Origin of the sequence: Halanaerobium saccharolyticum (assembly GCF_003053565.1) — a bacterium.
In the GTDB taxonomy this organism is placed as follows: domain Bacteria; phylum Bacillota; class Halanaerobiia; order Halanaerobiales; family Halanaerobiaceae; genus Halanaerobium; species Halanaerobium saccharolyticum_B.
Genome location: NZ_QAXS01000090.1, coordinates 1 through 1,350, shown reverse-complemented (window position 1 = coordinate 1,350; position 1,350 = coordinate 1). Strand labels below are relative to the sequence as shown.

Below are 1,350 nucleotides of genomic sequence, written 5' to 3'. Positions count from 1 at the left end.
TTGTTTTGATTCTTAACTGCTTTCTTTTTCTCCATATATGACCTTAGCCGCATTCGTATCCATCCATCTAGGCACCTAAAAAGTTTCTTCACATTTCCATGACCGAAATAATTAGCCCAGCCATATATTTTAGCATTTAACCTTTTTATGATTGATTCCACTTTCCAGGGCTGATTTCTCTTAGTAACTTTTCTAACCTTATCTTTGAACTTTTCTAGTGATTTCTTTCTCGGTCTTTTGTATCTCCAGGCTATGAATTCAAATCCTAAAAATACAAATCCTTCACCAAAGTTAGTTATTACTGTCTTTTCTGGATGCAGCGCTAATTTTAGTTTTCCTGTAATGATTTCTTTAACTACTTCATAAGCTCTTTTTGCTTTTCTTTTTGATTTTGTCATCACCACAAAATCATCAGCAAATCGCACCAGTTTATATCCTCTTTCTACCATTATTTTATCGAACTCATGTAGAAAGATATTTGCCAGAAGTGGCGATATTACACCACCCTGCGGGGTTCCTTTTTCTGTGGGTATATATTCTCCATCTTTCATGACTCCCATGGTCAGCCACGATTTTATTGTTTCAACTACCCATCCATCTGTTACTTTTTGCTTGATGAACTCTATTAAAAGCTCATGATCTATATTATCGAAAAACCCTTTAATGTCTGCATCTAATACCCATTTGTATCCCTGCTCTTTATATTCTTCTATTTTGTTTATCGCATCTATCTGTGATTTACCTTTCCTAAATCCCAAAGAACAGTCACAGAATTCTTTTTCATATATTGGCTCCAGTATTCCTCTCACTGCAGCCTGAGCTATTCTATCTTTAACCGTGGGTATTCCAAGTGGTCGCTGTCTACCATCACTTTTTGGAATAAATACTCTCAGTGCTGGTTTGGGGTGATATCTATCCTCTAAGAATTCTCTGTACAGTTCTCTCATGTGGACTGCATAGTTTTCTTTGAATTCTACTGTATCTATTCTATCAACACCTGCACTACCACCATTATCTAAGACATGTTTTGCGGCTACTTTCATATTTCTAATCTTTGTTACTTTATCTTTAAGAGTGTAGTACGTTTTCTCAGTTATCTCTTTCACCAGTCCTTACTTCACGACTTACCAGTCTCTAACTCTACAGTCCAGTTAAACAGACCCTATCTTCATAATATTATCAGCCACGTTTTAGGTTCTCACCAATCGCCCCCTCTGACATATTAATACTGAGGTTATGGTGTTTCTGACCTACTACCTTTGAGATTAGATTTCTCCCTCCGGCTACCAGCCTGACCCACTGCTTTAAGCAGTGTTTAAACCATTAAAATCTGTCTACCACTCCTGTATT

The 1,350-nt window shown here is 36.8% G+C and carries 1 protein-coding gene; it reads right to left on the bottom strand.

All coding sequences use genetic code 11. The features are described from left to right. Positions 1 to 1,106, bottom strand: a 1,106-nt coding sequence (ltrA, locus tag C8C76_RS14985) for a group II intron reverse transcriptase/maturase (protein ID WP_108143060.1), incomplete at its 3' end; no start/stop codon positions are given. Positions 1,107 to 1,350: the final 244 nt, after the last annotated feature.